Consider the following 15,644-nt stretch of genomic DNA (forward strand, 5'->3'; position numbering starts at 1 on the left):
TGAGCCAGACACACAGCTTCAAGGCGATCTGGAAACCGGACTTCATCAGCAAGCTCGCACCGGAAGATCGCTGCCACCTCAACGGCCTGGCGATGGTGGATGGCGCGCCGAAATATGTCACCGCGGTGTGCAAGAGCGATGGTGTCGACGGCTGGCGCGATCGACGCAGCGAAGGCGGCGTGGTGATCGACATGGACACCAACGAGATCGTCTGCGAAGGCCTCTCGATGCCGCACTCGCCGCGCTGGGCGAACGGCAAGCTGTGGCTGCTCAATGCCGGCACCGGCCAGCTCGGCTGGGTCGACTTCGCGACGAAATCGTTCGTGCCGCTGGCGTTCCTGCCGGGCTTCGCGCGCGGCCTCTCGATCACCGGCAACACCGCGGCAGTGGGCTTGTCCAAGCCGCGCAATCAGCGTTTCGAAGGCCTGCAACTGGATGCGGAACTGATCAAGCGCGACATCGAACCGTGGTGCGGCGTGCAGATCGTCTCACTCACCAACGGCGACGTGCTGCAATGGATCCGCTTCGAAGGCGACATCTCCGAAATCTTCGACCTGTGCTTTCTGCCGAACGTGCGCAACCCGATGGTGGTCGGTCTGCGTACGCCGGAGATTCGCGATCTAATCACGTTCGAAACAGAACTGCCGAAGCAGGATGTGAGCGCATGAACATGACGTGGCGAAAAATGAACCTGGTGTTCTGCATGGTCATGATGCCGATCGCAGCGAACGCGTTGCAGACTCAGCCACGCTCATTGACGACTCCGATCAAGGCATCGATGACGCCCGCATCATCGCAAGCCAGTGGACCGAATGCGCTCTTCACTCAATGGGACACGAATCACGATGGAACGCTGTCGCCGGCTGAGTTCAACGCAGGATGGGAGAAGCTTCAGTCAGATGCCGCGCTGCATCGGTTGCACGAACAATTTACAGCCCTGGACACCGACAAGAGCGGCAGCCTGGATGCGGCGGAGTACGCCCATCTGGAATTGATCAAGCACGCGGGAGCTTCAGAACCGCCCATGTCGGCGTTCGATACGGACAAAAACCAGCGTCTGGATTTCAAGGAATATGTCAACGCTGTGAACTACCTGCTACAGCACGAACAGAGAAAATAGAACTGTTGTAATCATACACTTCAGATAGCCTTGGAAAGGGCGGTTACCGGTGACACCATAAAGTTCCACGTGCCGAACATATTGAGCAAATTTGGTGTTGATTCGAGAAGCATGTACTGAGATGTCCATCCTCAAGGCTTCAGCAGTCCGTCTGACGAGCCAAAGGCCAAGACCGAGCCCTTCTGAGTGTGAGTCCGCATGCCGAAAAGCTTCGAACATCGAGTCAATCTCAGTGACCTCCATACCAATGCCAGTGTCGATCACTTGCACTTCAATACGAGTCTTTCGACGCCGACACCCAAGCAAGATCCGATTACCTTTGGGTGTGTATTTCACCGCATTGGCAACGAGGTTGCCTATCAACGTTTCGAGTTGTGCAGCGTCTGTCAGCACATGCAGACGGGGTTGAACCATCCGAACATCAATCTGCTTTCGTTTGGCGGCAGGCGTTGCAATCGTTTTGACAGCGTCGAAGATGGCGCCAAGATCTGTGTCTCCAAAGGCTGCAAGCGAAAATGTCGAGTTGCCACTTCCAGCCGGGAGCATACGGATGAACCCTTGCTTGAGGGACTCCATCGACTCGTCCGCCATGTCCAGATACTTCATCTGGGCTGGCGCTGCATCGGTCCTCGCTTTTTTGACCGAATGCATCGCCACGGTCAACGGACTTCGTAGGTCATGACTCACAGCAGCCAGAAGCCTTGCACGGTACTGGCTAGTCTCTTCACTGCCCTTGAGTAACTTTCGAAGTTCAAGTTGCACCATGACTTGGCGAGCCAGTGCACGAAGTGCGTCGAGCTGACTGGTGTCCAAGTTCCGCGTGACGGTAGCCGACACGCAGACCGTGCCGATGGGAAGGCCGTCGGGCCTTTTTAAAACGACGCCCGCATAGAACTTCAGCTTGGGTTCCCCGACCACAAGCGGGTTGTGGGATGGTCCGCTGATCTCGTGCTTGACGGACATCGCCGCGCTTGAACCAGAAATTTTAGACGCAGAGCTGGGTGGAGCGTTGGAAAGGGTTCGTTTGCGCGCGCGTTGTACGCAGTCTTTGGAATGATCGTGTCTCGAACGAGATTGCATAAGTCCCCAGTGATCTGTCGTAAAAACTTACATGTTGACAATGCTCTTAGTGCGGTCGCACCCTGATTCACGCCTGAGCGCAACGCCGGGTCGGAGGGGAACGTAGATGCGTACTTGGCAAGGGATCTGCCTCGCGGCAGTGCTGTTGGTTCTATCCGTTGGGTGCTATGCCCAGTCGACGCCTGATCAGGAATATCAAAAGCTGATCCAAGTCGATCCGAGCATTCAGCCGTTAGGTGAGCATCCGTTCGGCGAAAACGTCAACCTGTACGACGGCAGCTTCTCGTTCAACGTCACCGACGTTTCCTTGCGCGGCAATGGTCCGAGCATCACCGTGGGACGAACTGCGCAGGATTTCGAGTGGATCAACGACACTCCGACTTCTAGTCCGCAACTCCCTCTCGGTAACTGGGATTTGGACATCCCTCGCATCGAAACTTTGGTGGCAACCCAGTTAGGCTGGCAGACAGGGGTAGGGGGGGCGACTTCAACGGTGGGTACGACGAACCGATGCACCACGTTCAACATGCCACCCGGTATTGCTTCCACATCCAGCGAGGGGGGCTGGGTGCCGGATGAATGGTGGTACGGATACAACCTGTTGGTGCCGGGCGAAGGTAAACAACTTTTGATGCAACGCACAGCAGCCAATTCGCTGTCGCCTACCATCAGCGGCAAGAGTTTTTCGGTTGTCACCAAGAACAACTGGATGATTGGTTGCGGAGTCACTGCGAGCGATGGTGGAGAAGGATTCCTAGCAATCGCACCCGATGGCACGCGGTATACCTTTGCTCATCTCGTCTATCGTCCTTGGTACCGGATTGTAGGCGCAGGTGAGTTAACCCCTGACGTTACCCATCTCGCCAAATCGAGCGGCGCTTCGGCACAGAGTGCGTCGCCAATGGTTGGCGCTCCGGGAGGCATCGGAATCTTGGACCGAGAAGATGCGTTGATGTACGTCACGCAGATCCAGGATCGCTTCGGCAATACGCTGACCTATAACTACGATCCTAGCTCGGGTTATCTCTCTAGCATCACCGCGAGCGATGGTCGCGAAGTGGATGTTGCCTATGTATCCGGTTCGCCGTTGATCCACACGATCACTGCTAAAGCTACCAACGTAGCATCACGTACCTGGACTTACACCTATGGGTCTGGTCTGACGGGCGTGCAACTGCCCGATGGAAGTGCCTGGTCATACAACCTGCCTCTTGGCCCAATGACCTTCAATGTATCGAACAGCAATTGTCAGCTTGACCAGCTTCCATACTTTACTTACCCCGTAGCAGGTGAGGTTGCTGGGACGATAACCACACCTTCCGGACTGACGGGTACATTTAGCTTCGGCATGAAACTAAGCGGCCGTTCGTACTCACCTAAATCGTGTTACGGATTCGATAACGGGACCGCACCTTCGGCACTTTATCCGGAGTGGTCTATTCAACCTGCCATTACGGCCGAAGTACTGTCAGGTCCGGGTATGCCTGCGCAAAGTTGGAGCTACAGCTACTCGCCGGCAAACCAGAGTTGGGGCACTGACACCTGCGCAACGAGCGATACGTGTGTCAGCACTGTCTACACCGACGTCGTGGATCCCGAAGGGAACGACACCCGCTATACCTATAGCAATCGCTTCGATGCCACGGAAGGCCAGCTCAACCGAACGGATTACTACAGCGGAGCAGCGGGCGGCACCTTGATGCGTTCGGAGGTCAATACGTATGCCAATCCCGTAGGCGGTCCATGGCCTGCCGCTTACGGAGCCGACATGCTGTACCGGGACAATCAAACACAAGTCACGGAACTGTCGCCGATGAGTCAACGCGTCATCACGCAGAGTGGTGATACGTACACTTGGCAAGCGATTGGGTTCAACGCTTATGCCCAGCCGACCGACGTCAAGCGGTACAGCTCGATCACTGGTCAGGTCGGAGGAATCGAAGAGACGACGTCGTATCTCAACGACACCAGCTACTGGGTGCTAGGTCTGCCACTGCAGGTGACTAACCTTGGCACCGGCGATATCGAATCAGCCAACACCTATATAGCCAACGACACGCTGCTTACTCACTCTCGTTTCGGCCAGCCGCTGATGAGCTACACCTTCAACAGCGCTGGTCAGCTGGCCAGTTTCACAGATGGCAACAGCAAGACAACATCGCTGGGCAACTACAAACGCGGCATTCCGCAGACCATCAATTATCCGGATAGCACCAGTAAGACGCTGATCGTTGACGATCTTGGGCAGGTTTCCAGCATCACTGACCAAGCCAGTCACACCACCAGTTACAGCTACGATGCGATTGGGCGGGTCACAGGCATCATCTATTCCGCCGGTGACGAGGTGGCGTGGGCGCCGGAAACGTTCTCCTATAACTTTGTGACCAGTGCGGAGCGCGGTATCGCTGCCAACCATTGGAAGCGCACCGTCACCACTGGCAACGCCAACACGGTGACCTACTTTGACGCCATGTTGCGTCCTGTGCTGAGCGATAGCGACATCGGCAGCACGGTGCAGGCCAGCACGCTGACCACGTATGACTTCAAAGGGCAGAAGGTTTTCAGTGCTTATCCCAGCGCCACGGCGTTGACATACACGCCGACGCCCACCATCGCAGGCAGCATCACGACGTACGATGCATTGGAGCGCGTTACACAGATCCAGCAGACCTCGGAGCTAGGCACTCTGACAACCGGCACCAAGTATCCACCCGGTGCAGAACAACAGGTCACCGATCCGAAGGGCAACGTCACTACCACCGGTTATCAGGTGTTCGACAGCCCGAGTTATGACGCGGTTATCTGGGTTGATGCACCGGGTGGCATTACCCAGATCATTGCGCGCGACATCTACGGCAGTCCGACGTCGATCACGCAGTCAGGGCTATATGGTAGCGAGAGCGACAGTCTCAGCAAAACCATGGTCTACGACATCTATCACCGCCTGTGCCGCACGACTGAGCCGGAGAGCGGTGACACCGTAATGGCTTACGACGGCGCCAACAACATACGGTTCAGTGTGTCAGGGTTTACCGTTCCGCCCGGGTCCAGCCCATGTGGCAAGGAAACGGTTCCCACGAGCTCGCAGACCACATTTACTTACGACGCGATGAATCGCCTCAAGACGATTGTGCCGCCCGCTGGTACGCAGAGCACCACCTATGGGTACGATTCGGTCGGCCGCATGACCAGCGCCGTGACTAATGCAGCCTCGGGAGATAACACTTGGAGTGGCACCTATAACTTCCGCGGCATGCTCACCGGCGAAAGTCTGCAAGTGGGCAGCCAAAGTCCCTGGGCGATCGGGTATGCGCACGACGCCAACGGCAGCCTCAGCTTTGTTCACTACCCTGACGGCGAAAATGTTAGCTACGTGCCAGATGCGCTCGGTCGCCCGACCCAGGCCGGCAGCTATGTCAGTGGCGTCGAATACTTCCCCAACGGGCAAGTCTCGGGATTTGTCTACGGCAATGGCATTGGCTATGCCGCCGAGCAAAACACCCGGCAACTGCTGAGCAACTTCAGTTATGGACCGAGCAGCGCGGCGCAGCTGAGCGAAGACCTGGTTTACGACCAAAACGCCAACATCACCACCGTGACCGATCTGGTTTCGGGTGGTCCACGCAGCAAGGCTTTCGGCTATGACGGGCTAAACCGGTTGACGAGCGCAACCGCCTCGGGTCTATGGGGTACGCAGGCGTACACCTACGACGCACTTAACAACCTGCGCACGCTGCAGACAAACGGTCAGACCGCGACTTACGCGTACGACACGAGTAACAAGTTGACAGGCATCAGCGGCGCACTCACCGCCAGCTACACCTACGATCCGCGCGGCAACGTGGCGACCAAGAACGGGATCACGTTGTTGTTCGATCAGAAAAACCAACTTACCCAGATCGTCGGCACCGATAGCTACCAGTACGACGCGGCGGGTCGTCGGGTGAAGAAGACCTCGGCCGGTGCGGATACCTACTACTTCTACAACCAGGCCGGGCAATTGATGTACCAGAACGGTCCGGGACCTGTTTCGACCAACTTTATTTACCTCGGCAGCAAGATAGTCGCGCGCAATGTCGATAACGCGCCCACGATCAGCGCACCGGCGCTCAGTAACAACGGTAGCTTTACGGTGAGTTGGTCGACGTTTGCCGGCGCCACAGGCTACAACTTGCAAGAGCAAGACAATGGTGGAACCTGGACATCGATCCTGAACGGAAGCTCTACCGCTAGCGCTATCACTGGCAAAAGCAATGGTAGCTACTCCTACGAGGTGCAGGCATGCAGCGCTAGCGCATGCACTCCTTGGAGCAACATCGTGACCACTACCGTGCTCTTCATACCGGTCACACCATCAACCCTTACCGTGCCGACAACCAGTACAGGCACAGTGGCGGTGAGCTGGTCGGCCAGTGCCACGGCAAGCAGTTACACCCTTCAGCATCGTCTGGGCACCGGCGCATGGACGTCCGCTTACAGCGGTGCGGCAACCAGTGCTAGCGTCAGTGAAACTACCTCCGGCAGCTATACATACCAAGTAGAGGCCTGCAATGCGGGCGGCTGCAGCGCGTTCAAGCTCAGCAGTGCAGTGGCGGTGACGCGCCCCCCCACCAGCGCGCCGGTGTTGACGATACCAGCCACCAGTAGCACTGGCAGCTACTCGGTCAGTTGGGGTGCAGTGGCAAGCTCTGCGACGTATACGCTGCAGGAAGCAGTGAATGGTGGCGCGTGGGCAACTATACAGGGAACCGGTGCGACCAGCGATGCCATCAGCGGCAAGGGTAGCGGTACGTACGGATATCACGTGCAAGGCTGCAACGTCGCCGGATGTGGGCCATGGAGTACGACGGCGTCGATAAGCGTTTTACGCGTACCCGCGGCGCCTGCATTAGTCTCGGTACCAAGCACAGCTTGCTATCAAGGCCCGGGATGTGGCTTCACTGTTGGCTGGTCCTCGGTAAGTGGAGCGACCAGTTATAACGTTCAAAAAACCACTACCAGCATAGCGTCAAATCCGGTCACAGCGGTTTACACGGGTACTGCAACCAGTGTTACCCAATTGGTTCTTGCAGGCACGTACGTGTATTCAGCGCAGGCTTGTAATGCTTCCGGGTGCTCAGGGTGGACAAATTCCGGCACTGTAACTGTGGTGACTTGCTCGTCCGAGGCGGTCAAGACGAGTGGCATGCAACCCGGCATTCCCAAGTGTGGAAACACGGCCACGGCAGTCCGTCAGGGAGGCACACCATGAAGCTCGCTTTGATCATGTCGGCGGCGGTACTTCTGGGCCTTGGGAGGACGACTCATGCAGGTTCAGTCACCTACGTCTACACCGATCCACATGGCACGCCACTGGCGGAAGCGGATGCGACCGGTACGATTACTGCGAAGTTTGACTACGCGCCCTATGGTGCGGCGTCGACGGCGAGTGGCATGAGTGGGGCGCCAAATGGACCGGGGTATTCGGGCCATGTGAACGACCCAGAGTCGGGGCTCGTCTATATGCAGGCTCGATACTACGATCCAAATGTGGGAAGGTTCATAAGCACCGATCAAGTCGCGCCTGATGCAGGCAATTCGTTTAGCTTCAACCGTTATGCATATGCGAATAATGGGCCGGTCGTCCACGACGATCCGACGGGCATGGCCCCCGGCGATCCAGATGATTTCGATCATTCGGCCTATCCCGTCGGAGTGACAATGTTTGGAGGGAATGATGATAGCGGTTCAGAATCTTCAGCGCCGCCCCAATCGAGTCCTAATCCGACAACGGGTGCGCCAACATCGACACAGAGCGCAAGCACCGATACTCCGACATCAACGGCATCGCAGATAGCAGCACAGCTTAATGGGTACAATAACGGCTTTGATATAGTGCCCGCCATCGACTTTACCAGCTGGAAAGTCGCAGCAGAAATTACAGAAGGAGAGTCTGCATCTGTCATTTCGCGCGGCGGTATCTTGGTCCAAGCTAATTCGGTCGGTGGCCCTTTCAAAACAGACGCCTTTGGATTTTACGTTGGTCAAAGACCACTCGATTTAAATGGCAATTATTTGTCGGTATCGGCGTCGCAAAAATGGAGTGACCCGACATATAACAGTAGTGGCTTGACAGGGTATGGAGCTGGCCACTCATTCAGATATTACGCGTTACCTGGGCCTGGTGGAAATAAGTGGACCGTTACTTTTCCATTGCAAGAGGATTGGCATCAAAATGCATCATTTGAAACGATTAGAATTTATACTCCTATGCACAATTAGCTTATGTGCTTGCCGTCATCAGAAAGAGCTCCCATTTCGAGCGGACTGCATTGTCGAAGTAAAAGCGACGGATCTGACCTTGCCGAGTTTCCAAGAGAGCGGTCTAAACACTCTTATGAACGTGTCCTGGCAACTCAAAATTCCGCTAGCGGGATATTCCGTCCAAAGTAAGAATGTCGCATATTTTCAATTCAAGAGTCAGTGTCCGTCCAGAGTGGCTTTGAGCAATACCCTTTTATCGAAAATATTCCCTCAAGGGGGATACGTTGTTAGTGCCAATAACGTCGAGCCTGGAACCAATACTGTCGAAATAAGGGGGGCAAGTTGGCGCGACTAGCTGTCGTTCTACACACTGTGAAAAAGGATCAAGGAAGTTACGACGCTGAGCTCCGGGCTTGAAGGAAGGCGAATTGGCCGCGCGTGCTCATAGTTTATAACGCGTGTGCTCGCGATGAGTAGGCTGCTAGCGTTGAAGTCAGAGAGGTCCGCATTCGACGGCAGTCTCAGCCGGTCGATGCAAGGACCTGTTTGTGTTGCTTGCTGTTAGCTAGAAGAAATTTCGTTCTTGGTCGAACGGGCTGTAGCTGAAATGAAGGTGAGTCTTTAAGAGCTGCCTACACTTCGCCTGCCAGGCCCAAAGCATTACATCCAAATCGGATGGATTCTTCGCTATAGTCAAACGGCGCCCGTTGCCACGGTTACAGTGCGCCACAGGTGACACCGGCGGATGGAGCAAAAGGTGGTTTACGTTGCAAGCCTGGACTTGCGACCTCAATGAGGCTTTGCCTCTAAAACGGTTGTGTTTGGCACCTTGAAGTTGGCGAGTTCTAAGTGTCCGCCGTTATCAGCCAATGAGCATTGGGCAGGTACGGCGCGAAGCCTCTGCTCCGATCGAAAGAATTCGATTGGCCTCTTCCGCAAATGCGAAAAGTCATCTGAGTCGGCGATTCATCAGCGTCGAACTAAGGCAAAGAGTCGCGCTGGGCGAAGATGCTCACCATTTCCGCCATGTTCTGTGTGCCCCATGTGCACAGCGGAACGATTGCGTCGGCCAGGCTGCGACCAAATGGGGTTAACGCGTAGTCCACGCGCGGCGGCACCTCCTTGTAGTCGGTCCGCGCCAGCACGTGATAGGCCTCCAGATCTTTCAGTTGCTGGATCAGCACCTTATCGCTGACGCCGCGGATCGTGCGCTTGAGTTCGCCGTAGCGCTTCGGTCCGTCAAGCAGGAAATACAGAATTTGCGGCTTCCACTTGCCCGAGATGACGCGGAGCGTGGCAGCCAGCCCGTGGGAATAGCGACCACCACAGTTCTCAGAACAGTCCGTCATTTGATACTTACCAAAAAGTGCATACTTGTTGTTAGGTTATCTCGATCACATCCTTGTACTCAAGCAAGCGGCTCCCGCTTCCGCACAACTTCAACCAAGGACACATGACATGAACAGACTGAAAGGTAAGACCGCCGTGATCACCGGCGGCGCGACCGGCATCGGCCTCGCTGCAGCAAAGCGCTTCATCGAGGAAGGCGCATTCGTCTTCATCTACGCCCGCCGACAGGAAATGCTCGACGCTGCTCTAGCGGAACTCGGACTCAACGCTCGGGCAGTGAAGGGCTCTGTATCGGATGAGGCCGATCTCGATCGACTCTACGCGGCGGTGAAGGCCGAGCGCGGAACGCTCGATATTGTGTTCGCCAATGCCGGCGCCGGAAGTCAGGCTGCGCTTGGCAAGATCACCGCCGAGCACATCGACGAGCACTTCAACACCAACGTGAAGGGCACGATCTTCACGGTCCAGAAGGCGCTGCCGCTGATGGGTAAAGGCGGCTCGATCATCCTGACCGGATCAAGCGCCGGCACCACGGGTGCTCCGGGCATGAGCGCCTACAGTGCGAGCAAGGCGGCAGTGCGCAATCTCGCGCGCACCTGGGCGGAAGATCTGAAAGGCACCGGTATCCGGGTCAACGTGCTGTCGCCCGGGGCCACGGCCACCGAACTCGCAAAGCAGGCGCTGGGCGAGGAAGGCCAGAAGGTTTACGCATCGATGACTCCGCTCCTGCGCATGGCAGACCCGGCGGAAATCGCGGCGGCGGCTGCGTTCCTCGCGTCATCGGACAGCAGCTTCATGACCGCCAGCGAAGTCGCGGTCGATGGCGGCTTGGCGCAACTTTGACGCATACGTCCGGCAGCACTCCATTCGATCGTCTGGAGTGCTGCCGGGCTTGGTAACCCGAGGAGAAAAGCATGAGCTACGCCATTATCGGCTTCGGAAATATCGGCCAGGCTCTGGCCAAGGCCTTTGCCCGCAACGGCATCGAAGTATCCGTGGCAACCACACGCGACCCGGAAAGCTTTGCATCCGACGCGGCCGCGATCGGGCCCGGCATCATTCCCAAAAAACTGGACGAAGCGCTCAAAGCGGACATTGTCTTTTTGGCCGTCCGTTTCGAGTCTCACCAGGATGTCGCGAAGGCGCTGCCCCACTGGAAGGGCAAGATCATCATCGATGTGACCAATGCCTACGGCGTGCCCCCTGAGGAACTGGGAGGTCAGCCTTCATCGAAAGCCGTGGCGCAGGTTTTCACGGGTGGAAGACTGGTCAAGGGTTTCAATCATTTGGGTGCTGCCGTTCTTGGCCAGGATCCTGCGGTCCATGGCGGCAGGAGAGTCGTGTTTCTTGCGAGCGACGATAACGATGCTGCAACAGAGGTTTGCGCGCTTGCGGAAAGCCTCGGCTTCTCGCCAATCAAACTCGGCGGGCTTTCGGAAGGTGGGCTGCTTGTGCAGGCGCGCGGAAACGTCTGGGGTCCACTGATCTTCAAGGACCTGATCAAGTTCGACTGACAAGCCGTGGATCGCCGACTCGCTCGCGGCGCGCTTGTCGAATTCAAAAACGCAATGGAGGAAATCCCGATGTACGACCCAACCAGGCAATCCGAATTGATCCGTTTCGCACGCGCAGGTGCGGGCTCCACCGTCATCGACGTCTATCCCGGCGACGGCGACTGGACGCGTCTCTTCTCCGACGTGGTGGGAGCCGAAGGACATGTCTACAGTTTCGTGCCGACCGAAATTGCCGACGTGAAGCCCGATCAATTGGACAACATGCGGGCGCTCGCGAAGGAGCCGGGCCGAGAGAACGTCGAAGCCGTCTCAGCGGACCTCGTCGCGATGCCGGACGTCACGCCACCAGCGGATGTCTTGTGGCTGCACCTGTTCTATCACGATCTCCATACCGCGCTCATCCAGGCCAAGGGTGCGACGGCGGCCGACTTCAACCGAGTCGTCTACGAACAACTCAAACCCGGTGGGTTCTACGTCATCGTCGACCATGCCGCTGCAGCAGCGGCTGGCACGAGCGACACCCAGTCGCTGCATCGGATCGACCCTGTGTCCGTTCGCGTGGAGGTGGAGGCGGCTGGCTTCGTGCTGGATGCGCAAAGTACTCTGCTCGCAAACAAGGATGATCCGCACTCGGTCAAGGTGTTCGACGCCTCGATCAAGGGCGAAACTGACCGGTTCGTCTATCGGTTCGTGAAGCCTTGAAGGACGCCGATCGCAAGTAATGTGGCCTGACCGAAGCGAAGGCATGCCAAGGCGGCGTGGCATGGGATACAGGAACTAGGCCGAGGCAAGTTTCAGCCTGTAAGTGCCTCGCTACTAGCCTAAATTTTTTCCCTGCTTGGCCGCTTTGGATTCCCTGCAACAAAGTGTAGGGAATTGCCCAGCCTTCCTAGGCGGCGGGCCTATTTTTAGCGCTCCTGATGGTGCTCGGATGGTTCTTTTCCCCAAATTCCCTGCTGTTTTCCCTGAAAGCAGGGAAAAAGGCCGTTGAGACAAGTTCGCACGAGACTCGTAGCACCGCCAAACAGACAGACCGCAGAGGACCTTTCTCTGCGGTTTTTTTGTACCCAAAATTTGGGTAGGGTCAGAAGTGTTACTGAGAGTTCGAATTCTGTTTAGCCCGCCAAACAGACAAGCCGCAGGGAATCCTCTCTGCGGCTTTTTTGCGACTAGACTTTCGTTCAGGCTCAGAAGTCTCACTGAAAGTTCGAATCTAGTTCGCCCGCCAAGCCTCGCTGGTGAACATCGGGCCAGCGTCAGTTGTAATTTTTATTTCGAATGAGCGAGTTCTATGGCTGCCGCTTAAGCCAAGGAGCGCATCGCACATGTTCGAACCGGCCCAATCGGTATCGCGGCATCGAACAGTTCGAACAGATCTTGCAGTCGTGGGATACGGCCAACAAAAAGACGGAGATCTACGACTACAGCGTATGCACCAGGTGGGGCATCGTGAATAAAACGGTTTATCTGTTAGGTGTCGTTCGGCGCCGCATGGAATATCCCGCTCTGAAACGAGCCGTACTCGCAGAAGCTGCCGTGTGGAAGCCGCAAACAATCCTGATCGAAGACAAGGCCTCTGGTACGCAGCTGATTCAAGAGCTTCGTCAGGAACATCTCTACCAAGTCAAGGCGGTGAAGCCGGTCGGCGACAAGGTCATGCGCATGCATGCGCAGACGGCGATGATTGAAAATGGTGTGGTGCGCTTTCCGGAGCGAGCATCGTGGTTAGACGGCTATATCCAAGAGCTGACCACCTTTCCGAATGGCAAATACGACGACCAAGTCGATTCCACCTCGCAGGCACTAGCGTGGATCAATCACGAGTTCGATGAGCCGGCGTATCTCGTTTTTATGCGGGAACTGCTCAAGCGAGACGCGGAGGCGATGTGCGACGATCGCTAAGCTAAGCACTCGAAAGGCGTATCTAGGGCGGTTTGAGTGTCGGAGTCTGTCTCAAGTTCACTTGCGATCGAGCTTGATCAAGTAGTTCACTGCGTTGACGTATTCGTTGAAATCCAGACGCTGGTTCTTGTCCGTATCGAACGCCGACATGGGCTGTGCCGATGCGCCACAGCTGATACAGGCTGCCCAGACAAATGCGCTGCGCGTTGTCGACGCTGCCCATCGCGCGTTCGAACAAACGCTCGAAGAACGACACGCGTCCCTGCTTGTCGCTGCCGACCAGCTAGACGCGTTCGGTCTGATACGACGAAATCGCCAGCGACGTGTTGTTGCCGGCGAGCCACGCGGCGAGTTCTCGCGAGCAACTCTTTTCGGCGACCTGCGGTTTGGCAACGTCGGCCGGCAGCTCCGAAACCTCTTCCGGTACCTCAAGGCTTGGGAGGTCATTCGGCTTCGGGTCGAGCCACGCGTCTATGTCGTCTTCGTGGATCGGAACGGGACACCGGTCGTGGCCTGCCTCCACAACCTCCAAGGGTGGGTCGTCCGTGATCGTCGCGAACGTGTAGAAGTCGGGATCATCGCCGGCGGCCTCGACATAGGTCCAGAGACAGGCCACAAAGAGATGACAATCGAAGAATTTGGTTAGACTGAAGTTTGGATGAGGCCAGACAAATGTGCGTTTCCATGCCACGCGCCCGTGCCCAGGGAGTTGCGCTCGAAACACACACACCCCGACTAGGTTGATTGAGGTTGGTCACTTGAACAAAGGTTATGTACTAGCAGACGGCAAAGCTGATCCACATGCAGTTTTCGCTTTGGGTTACACATGACCTAGGGTCGCACCGAGATATCGCCATGATTGATTGCAAGTCAAGCTATGCACCCGCTACAAGTATTGAGCCCTCGCGACGCAATGATCGGATCGGGGTTCCTTCGATGATAGGGTCGTCAGGTCGACCGCAACCAAGTTTTAGCAAATTCGAAGCCGAGCTCGATTTGCCACGACTCTGCTTACTCGTGACCGGGATCATCACCCAAGCCCGATGCGCGGCGTCATATCTGGCTGCTTCCTTCCAAACCTCCGGCGCCGTCGATGCGGGCTTGGTGAGCACTGGGCGTTGTGCATGAATCCACCGGCTTACACCCAAAGCTCGCTTGCGGCGTTGGGTATCAACGAATTGGAAGAGCGACTGTATTGCGCGCTGCTTGCGCACGGCGCTTCCCTAGCAACAGATATCTCCGAACTGTTGTCTGTGCAACTACAAGAGACAACTCAATTGCTCGACGGTATCGAGGCCAAGGGACTGGCGACTCATTCGCCGGGACAGCCAAGGCTCTATAACGCAGTGCCTCCCGGGCTGGCCATTGAGGCGTTGGCCAGTCAACGCCACGCCGAGATTGAGCGAGCCCGGCAGAAGATCGCCGAACTGGAGAAGTTTGCTGACAATGCTCAGGGGCAAAAACAGGAGCAACTTGTTGAGGTGATTTCCAATCGCGATACCTTGTGGCAGATCACGATGCACCTGCACCGAACGGCCCAAAAAGAGCTCTTCGGGTTCATACGCCTGCCTGTTAGTAATTCGCATCAGGAAGCCATACGTCCGGGTTTGCGCTATCGCAGCGTTTCCGACCTTGAGTTCGTTCAGTCGCCCGGTGCAATAGAGGGACTGAGCCGCGTCGCCGCCATGGGTGAAGAAGTGAGGGTTTTTCCGACACTGCCCATCAAAATGTTCATCATGGATCGCCGCATTGGCTTGATCCTCAATGCAGGTAGCAACTCAGCGGACCCCATCCTGCTGGTTAGAGAAAGCCCGTTGCTCGACGCACTTTGCGCCCTTTTCGAATTGATATGGGAACGTGCAACGCCTCTAGCGTTCAGCGAGAGGGGAGCCGTTGAGCAAGGTGCGACCGGCAAACGACTTTCGGATGCGGCGAAGCAGATGATTCCTCGACTGGCTGCGGGTGTACACGACAAATCCATTGCCTTTGAGGAAGGCGTAAGCGCGGTTACGCTCAATCGACGCATCTCAGAGCTCATGAAGCATTTCGACGCCCGCACCCGCTTTCAATTGGGCTGGTGCGCAGCGCTGGAAGCGTTTCCTGAACGCGCATCGCCCGACAAGCGTAGCTAGTCGTTCATTCCCGCGAAACGGCCCGACTTTTGGACGTCCATTTGTTTGGCGATGAAATGATATTTTTCTATCAAGATAGAAGTATAAACGTCTCTTTTCATTGCGCTGAAACCAAAAGCAAGCCTATTGTTGCCACGGTTCGGTAACAAGCCGGCAGGGGAAAGAGCTTTTCAGCTGGTTTATCGCGAGACGTCGGGATGACGTAGATCGCCGCCGGTTTGAGTCTATTGGTGCATTGAGTCTCGGCGTCCCTTTGGGGCGGCGTCGGGGGTTTTTGACTTAAATCACCCTGGGAACGTGTCG

General features: G+C 56.4%; 12 protein-coding genes. 9 read left to right on the top strand and 3 right to left on the bottom strand.

Features of this window, described 5'->3' with window-relative positions:
- Positions 1-668 (top strand): TIGR03032 family protein (locus GSQ73_RS09650; RefSeq protein WP_158883465.1); only part of this gene is annotated, 668 nt, incomplete at its 5' end.
- Positions 669-685: 17 nt separating this feature from the next.
- On the top strand, positions 686-1,120 hold the full coding sequence (locus GSQ73_RS09655; RefSeq protein WP_158883467.1) for an EF-hand domain-containing protein: 435 nt from the start codon (positions 686-688) through the stop codon (positions 1,118-1,120).
- Here the strand turns inward: GSQ73_RS09655 and GSQ73_RS09660 are convergent.
- Positions 1,097-2,083, bottom strand: a complete 987-nt coding sequence (locus GSQ73_RS09660; RefSeq protein ID WP_158883469.1) for a HAMP domain-containing sensor histidine kinase — start codon at positions 2,081-2,083, stop codon at positions 1,097-1,099. The two genes, GSQ73_RS09655 and GSQ73_RS09660, sit on opposite strands and share 24 nt — an antisense overlap.
- A gap of 223 nt (positions 2,084-2,306) precedes the next feature.
- Between GSQ73_RS09660 and GSQ73_RS09665 the strand changes: the two genes are divergently transcribed.
- Positions 2,307-7,451 carry a hypothetical protein gene (locus GSQ73_RS09665; protein WP_158883471.1) on the top strand — a complete coding sequence of 1,715 codons (5,145 nt, stop codon included), beginning with the start codon at positions 2,307-2,309 and terminating at the stop codon, positions 7,449-7,451.
- Positions 7,448-8,461 carry an RHS repeat-associated core domain-containing protein gene (locus GSQ73_RS09670; RefSeq protein ID WP_158883473.1) on the top strand — a complete coding sequence of 338 codons (1,014 nt, stop codon included), beginning with the start codon at positions 7,448-7,450 and terminating at the stop codon, positions 8,459-8,461. The genes GSQ73_RS09665 and GSQ73_RS09670 overlap by 4 nt, the downstream gene beginning before the upstream one ends.
- 962 nt (positions 8,462-9,423) lie before the next feature.
- Here the strand turns inward: GSQ73_RS09670 and GSQ73_RS09675 are convergent.
- Positions 9,424-9,792, bottom strand: a complete 369-nt coding sequence (locus GSQ73_RS09675; RefSeq protein WP_158883475.1) for a helix-turn-helix domain-containing protein — start codon at positions 9,790-9,792, stop codon at positions 9,424-9,426.
- A gap of 109 nt (positions 9,793-9,901) precedes the next feature.
- Here GSQ73_RS09675 and GSQ73_RS09680 point away from each other — a divergent pair, with 109 nt between their 5' ends.
- The 4 genes from GSQ73_RS09680 to terL all read left to right on the top strand — a co-directional run bounded on the left by GSQ73_RS09680 (position 9,902) and on the right by terL (position 13,209).
- A complete protein-coding gene (locus GSQ73_RS09680) occupies positions 9,902-10,636 on the top strand; it encodes an SDR family oxidoreductase (RefSeq protein WP_158883477.1) in 735 nt (244 codons plus the stop codon).
- Between the two features lie 71 nt (positions 10,637-10,707).
- On the top strand, positions 10,708-11,307 hold the full coding sequence (locus tag GSQ73_RS09685) for an NADPH-dependent F420 reductase (protein ID WP_158883479.1): 600 nt from the start codon (positions 10,708-10,710) through the stop codon (positions 11,305-11,307).
- 6 nt (positions 11,308-11,313) lie between these two features.
- A complete protein-coding gene (locus GSQ73_RS09690) occupies positions 11,314-12,009 on the top strand; it encodes a class I SAM-dependent methyltransferase (protein WP_254063366.1) in 696 nt (231 codons plus the stop codon).
- Positions 12,010-12,585: 576 nt separating this feature from the next.
- Positions 12,586-13,209 carry a phage terminase large subunit gene (gene terL / locus GSQ73_RS09695; RefSeq protein WP_158883481.1) on the top strand — a complete coding sequence of 208 codons (624 nt, stop codon included), beginning with the start codon at positions 12,586-12,588 and terminating at the stop codon, positions 13,207-13,209.
- 283 nt (positions 13,210-13,492) lie between these two features.
- On the opposite strand, the gene GSQ73_RS09700 is transcribed toward terL, so the two are convergent.
- On the bottom strand, positions 13,493-13,825 hold the full coding sequence (locus GSQ73_RS09700; protein WP_254063367.1) for an SOS response-associated peptidase family protein: 333 nt from the start codon (positions 13,823-13,825) through the stop codon (positions 13,493-13,495).
- Between the two features lie 508 nt (positions 13,826-14,333).
- On the opposite strand from GSQ73_RS09700, the gene GSQ73_RS09705 reads away from it, so the two are divergent.
- Positions 14,334-15,341: a helix-turn-helix domain-containing protein gene (locus GSQ73_RS09705; protein WP_158883483.1), complete on the top strand. Its 1,008-nt coding sequence runs from the start codon at positions 14,334-14,336 to the stop codon at positions 15,339-15,341.
- The last annotated feature ends 303 nt before the right edge of the window (positions 15,342-15,644 follow it).

Source organism: Rhodanobacter sp. L36 (assembly GCF_009765755.1).
Classification (GTDB): Bacteria; Pseudomonadota; Gammaproteobacteria; order Xanthomonadales; family Rhodanobacteraceae; genus Rhodanobacter.

Bases quoted from the DNA above. Each gene is read 5' to 3' on its own strand.
- GSQ73_RS09655 (WP_158883467.1), top strand. From the start codon at position 686: ATGAACCTGGTGTTCTGCATGGTCATGATGCCGATCGCAGCGAACGCG.
- GSQ73_RS09660 (WP_158883469.1), bottom strand. From the start codon at position 2,083: ATGTCCGTCAAGCACGAGATCAGCGGACCATCCCACAACCCGCTTGTG.
- GSQ73_RS09665 (WP_158883471.1), top strand. From the start codon at position 2,307: ATGCGTACTTGGCAAGGGATCTGCCTCGCGGCAGTGCTGTTGGTTCTA.
- GSQ73_RS09670 (WP_158883473.1), top strand. From the start codon at position 7,448: ATGAAGCTCGCTTTGATCATGTCGGCGGCGGTACTTCTGGGCCTTGGG.
- GSQ73_RS09675 (WP_158883475.1), bottom strand. From the start codon at position 9,792: ATGACGGACTGTTCTGAGAACTGTGGTGGTCGCTATTCCCACGGGCTG.
- GSQ73_RS09680 (WP_158883477.1), top strand. From the start codon at position 9,902: ATGAACAGACTGAAAGGTAAGACCGCCGTGATCACCGGCGGCGCGACC.
- GSQ73_RS09685 (WP_158883479.1), top strand. From the start codon at position 10,708: ATGAGCTACGCCATTATCGGCTTCGGAAATATCGGCCAGGCTCTGGCC.
- terL (WP_158883481.1), top strand. From the start codon at position 12,586: ATGAGCGAGTTCTATGGCTGCCGCTTAAGCCAAGGAGCGCATCGCACA.
- GSQ73_RS09705 (WP_158883483.1), top strand. From the start codon at position 14,334: ATGAATCCACCGGCTTACACCCAAAGCTCGCTTGCGGCGTTGGGTATC.